This window comes from Streptomyces mangrovisoli (assembly GCF_000974985.2).
In the GTDB taxonomy this organism is placed as follows: domain Bacteria; phylum Actinomycetota; class Actinomycetes; order Streptomycetales; family Streptomycetaceae; genus Streptomyces; species Streptomyces mangrovisoli.
In genome coordinates this window covers 1-5282 of record NZ_LAVA02000054.1, presented here as the reverse complement: position 1 = coordinate 5282, position 5282 = coordinate 1, and the positions used below count along the sequence as shown (strand labels likewise).

The following is a 5282-nucleotide window of genomic DNA, read 5'->3' as shown; positions in this document are numbered from 1 at the left end:
CCGAGGAAATCGGGTCGAGAAAAGATCTGATAGAGTCGGAAACGCAAGACCGAAGGGAAGCGCCCGGAGGAAAGCCCGAGAGGGTGAGTACAAAGGAAGCGACCGTTCCTTGAGAACTCAACAGCGTGCCAAAAGTCAACGCCAGATATGTTGATACCCCGTCTCCGGCCATCACGGTCGGGGCGAGGTTCCTTTGAAATAACACAGCGAGGACGCTGTGGGCGAGAGGATTATTCCTCCTCTTGCCCCGCTCTCGTGTGTGTGCACCGGCTGTATTAATTTACTGGCCGAGTAAACATTCACGGAGAGTTTGATCCTGGCTCAGGACGAACGCTGGCGGCGTGCTTAACACATGCAAGTCGAACGATGAACCACTTCGGTGGGGATTAGTGGCGAACGGGTGAGTAACACGTGGGCAATCTGCCCTGCACTCTGGGACAAGCCCTGGAAACGGGGTCTAATACCGGATAACACCCTCATCCTCCTGGATGAGGGTTAAAAGCTCCGGCGGTGCAGGATGAGCCCGCGGCCTATCAGCTTGTTGGTGAGGTAACGGCTCACCAAGGCGACGACGGGTAGCCGGCCTGAGAGGGCGACCGGCCACACTGGGACTGAGACACGGCCCAGACTCCTACGGGAGGCAGCAGTGGGGAATATTGCACAATGGGCGAAAGCCTGATGCAGCGACGCCGCGTGAGGGATGACGGCCTTCGGGTTGTAAACCTCTTTCAGCAGGGAAGAAGCGAGAGTGACGGTACCTGCAGAAGAAGCGCCGGCTAACTACGTGCCAGCAGCCGCGGTAATACGTAGGGCGCAAGCGTTGTCCGGAATTATTGGGCGTAAAGAGCTCGTAGGCGGCTTGTCACGTCGATTGTGAAAGCCCGAGGCTTAACCTCGGGTCTGCAGTCGATACGGGCTAGCTAGAGTGTGGTAGGGGAGATCGGAATTCCTGGTGTAGCGGTGAAATGCGCAGATATCAGGAGGAACACCGGTGGCGAAGGCGGATCTCTGGGCCATTACTGACGCTGAGGAGCGAAAGCGTGGGGAGCGAACAGGATTAGATACCCTGGTAGTCCACGCCGTAAACGGTGGGAACTAGGTGTTGGCGACATTCCACGTCGTCGGTGCCGCAGCTAACGCATTAAGTTCCCCGCCTGGGGAGTACGGCCGCAAGGCTAAAACTCAAAGGAATTGACGGGGGCCCGCACAAGCGGCGGAGCATGTGGCTTAATTCGACGCAACGCGAAGAACCTTACCAAGGCTTGACATACACCGGAAACGTCTGGAGACAGGCGCCCCCTTGTGGTCGGTGTACAGGTGGTGCATGGCTGTCGTCAGCTCGTGTCGTGAGATGTTGGGTTAAGTCCCGCAACGAGCGCAACCCTTGTCCCGTGTTGCCAGCAGGCCCTTGTGGTGCTGGGGACTCACGGGAGACCGCCGGGGTCAACTCGGAGGAAGGTGGGGACGACGTCAAGTCATCATGCCCCTTATGTCTTGGGCTGCACACGTGCTACAATGGCCGGTACAATGAGCTGCGATACCGTGAGGTGGAGCGAATCTCAAAAAGCCGGTCTCAGTTCGGATTGGGGTCTGCAACTCGACCCCATGAAGTCGGAGTCGCTAGTAATCGCAGATCAGCATTGCTGCGGTGAATACGTTCCCGGGCCTTGTACACACCGCCCGTCACGTCACGAAAGTCGGTAACACCCGAAGCCGGTGGCCCAACCCTTGTGGAGGGAGCTGTCGAAGGTGGGACTGGCGATTGGGACGAAGTCGTAACAAGGTAGCCGTACCGGAAGGTGCGGCTGGATCACCTCCTTTCTAAGGAGCATCTAGATCTCGCAAGAGATCCAGAGCCACTACGCAGGCAAACGTCCTGCGGTGGTCAGCTCATGGGTGGAACGTTGACTATTCGGCCGGAAGATTCGGGTCGGAGGCTGCAAGTACTGCTCGCAAGAGCGTGGAAAGCATGATCTCCGGACGGGTTCCGGCCGGGCACGCTGTTGGGTATCTGAGGGTACGGCCGGTAACGGCTGCCTTCAGTTGCCGGCCCCAGTGCACTCGAAACCGTAAGGGTTCGGGGTGATGGGTGGCTGGTCGTTGTTTGAGAACTGCACAGTGGACGCGAGCATCTGTGGCCAAGTTTTTAAGGGCGCACGGTGGATGCCTTGGCACCAGGAACCGATGAAGGACGTGGGAGGCCACGATAGTCCCCGGGGAGTCGTCAACCAGGCTTTGATCCGGGGGTTTCCGAATGGGGAAACCCGGCAGTCGTCATGGGCTGTCACCCGCTGCTGAACACATAGGCAGTGTGGAGGGAACGAGGGGAAGTGAAACATCTCAGTACCCTCAGGAAGAGAAAACAACCGTGATTCCGGGAGTAGTGGCGAGCGAAACCGGATGAGGCCAAACCGTATGCGTGTGAGACCCGGCAGGGGTTGCGTATACGGGGTTGTGGGATCTCTCTTTCACAGTCTGCCGGCTGTGAGGCGAGTCAGAAACCGTTGATGTAGACGAAGGACATGCGAAAGGTCCGGCGTAGAGGGTAAGACCCCCGTAGTCGAAATGTCAGCGGCTTGCTTGAGAGACACCCAAGTAGCACGGGGCCCGAGAAATCCCGTGTGAATCTGGCGGGACCACCCGCTAAGCCTAAATATTCCCTGGTGACCGATAGCGGATAGTACCGTGAGGGAATGGTGAAAAGTACCGCGGGAGCGGAGTGAAATAGTACCTGAAACCGTGTGCCTACAAGCCGTGGGAGCGTCGGATACGTGCTTGCACGTATCTCGTGACTGCGTGCCTTTTGAAGAATGAGCCTGCGAGTTTGCGGTGTGTTGCGAGGTTAACCCGTGTGGGGAAGCCGTAGCGAAAGCGAGTCCGAACAGGGCGCTTCAGTAGCACGCTCAAGACCCGAAGCGGAGTGATCTAGCCATGGGCAGGTTGAAGCGGAGGTAAGACTTCGTGGAGGACCGAACCCACCAGGGTTGAAAACCTGGGGGATGACCTGTGGTTAGGGGTGAAAGGCCAATCAAACTCCGTGATAGCTGGTTCTCCCCGAAATGCATTTAGGTGCAGCGTCGTGTGTTTCTTGCCGGAGGTAGAGCACTGGATAGGCGATGGGCCCTACCGGGTTACTGACCTTAGCCAAACTCCGAATGCCGGTAAGTGAGAGCACGGCAGTGAGACTGTGGGGGATAAGCTCCATGGTCGAGAGGGAAACAGCCCAGAGCATCGACTAAGGCCCCTAAGCGTACGCTAAGTGGGAAAGGATGTGGAGTCGCACAGACAACCAGGAGGTTGGCTTAGAAGCAGCCACCCTTGAAAGAGTGCGTAATAGCTCACTGGTCTAGTGATTCCGCGCCGACAATGTAGCGGGGCTCAAGCGTACCGCCGAAGTCGTGTCATTGCAGCAGATAGCCCCAACGGGTGCTGTGATGGGTAGGGGAGCGTCGTCTGCCGGGTGAAGCGGCACCGGAAGGTAGTCGTGGACGGTTGACGAGTGAGAATGCAGGCATGAGTAGCGATACACACGTGAGAAACGTGTGCGCCGATTGACTAAGGGTTCCTGGGTCAAGCTGATCTGCCCAGGGTAAGTCGGGACCTAAGGCGAGGCCGACAGGCGTAGTCGATGGATAACCGGTTGATATTCCGGTACCCGCTGTGAAGCGTCAAACATCGAGCATCGTGATGCTAAGGCCGTGAAGCCGCCCCGGAGCCTTCGGGCAAAGGGGAGTGGTGGAGCCGCCGGCCCAAGCGGTTAGTAGGTGAGTGATGGGGTGACGCAGGAAGGTAGTCCATCCCGGGCGGTGGTTGTCCCGGGGTAAGGGTGTAGGCCGCAAGGTAGGCAAATCCGCCTTGCACATCAAGGCTGAGACCTGATGCCGAGCCGATTGTGGTGAAGTGGATGATCCTATGCTGTCGAGAAAAGCCTCTAGCGAGTTTCATGGCGGCCCGTACCCTAAACCGACTCAGGTGGTCAGGTAGAGAATACCGAGGCGTTCGGGTGAACTATGGTTAAGGAACTCGGCAAAATGCCCCCGTAACTTCGGGAGAAGGGGGGCCATTCCTGGTGAGAGCACTTGCTGCTCCAGCTGGGGGTGGCCGCAGAGACCAGCGAGAAGCGACTGTTTACTAAAAACACAGGTCCGTGCGAAGCCGTAAGGCGATGTATACGGACTGACGCCTGCCCGGTGCTGGAACGTTAAGGGGACCGGTTAGTCACTCTTCGGGGTGGCGAAGCTGAGAACTTAAGCGCCAGTAAACGGCGGTGGTAACTATAACCATCCTAAGGTAGCGAAATTCCTTGTCGGGTAAGTTCCGACCTGCACGAATGGCGTAACGACTTCTCGACTGTCTCAACCATAGGCCCGGTGAAATTGCACTACGAGTAAAGATGCTCGTTTCGCGCAGCAGGACGGAAAGACCCCGGGACCTTTACTACAGTTTGATATTGGTGTTCGGTTCGGCTTGTGTAGGATAGCTGGGAGACTTTGAAACGTGGACGCCAGTTCACGGTGAGTCGTCGTTGAAATACCAGTCTGGTCGTGCTGGATGTCTAACCTGGGTCCGTGATCCGGATCAGGGACAGTGTCTGATGGGTAGTTTAACTGGGGCGGTTGCCTCCTAAAGAGTAACGGAGGCGCCCAAAGGTTCCCTCAGCCTGGTTGGCAATCAGGTGTTGAGTGTAAGTGCACAAGGGAGCTTGACTGTGAGACCGACGGGTCGAGCAGGGACGAAAGTCGGGACTAGTGATCCGGCGGTGGCTTGTGGAAGCGCCGTCGCTCAACGGATAAAAGGTACCCCGGGGATAACAGGCTGATCTTCCCCAAGAGTCCATATCGACGGGATGGTTTGGCACCTCGATGTCGGCTCGTCGCATCCTGGGGCTGGAGTCGGTCCCAAGGGTTGGGCTGTTCGCCCATTAAAGCGGTACGCGAGCTGGGTTTAGAACGTCGTGAGACAGTTCGGTCCCTATCCGCTGCGCGCGCAGGAATATTGAGAAGGGCTGTCCCTAGTACGAGAGGACCGGGACGGACGAACCTCTGGTGTGCCAGTTGTTCTGCCAAGGGCATGGCTGGTTGGCTACGTTCGGGAGGGATAACCGCTGAAAGCATCTAAGCGGGAAGCCTGCTTCGAGATGAGTATTCCCACCCACTTGATGGGGTAAGGCTCCCAGTAGACGACTGGGTTGATAGGCCGGATCTGGAAGCACGGTAACGTGCGGAGGTGACCGGTACTAATAGGCCGAGGGCTTGTCCTCAGTTGCTCGCGTCCACTGTGTT

General features: G+C 57.6%; 2 rRNA genes. Both read left to right on the top strand.

Annotated features, from left to right (window positions below):
- The first annotated feature begins 298 nt into the window (after positions 1 to 298).
- A 16S ribosomal RNA gene (locus tag WN71_RS22560) occupies positions 299 to 1821 on the top strand.
- A 315-nt stretch (positions 1822 to 2136) separates the two neighbouring features.
- Positions 2137 to 5260 (top strand): 23S ribosomal RNA (locus tag WN71_RS22555).
- Together the 16S and 23S rRNA genes form the textbook arrangement of a ribosomal RNA operon.
- Positions 5261 to 5282: the final 22 nt, after the last annotated feature.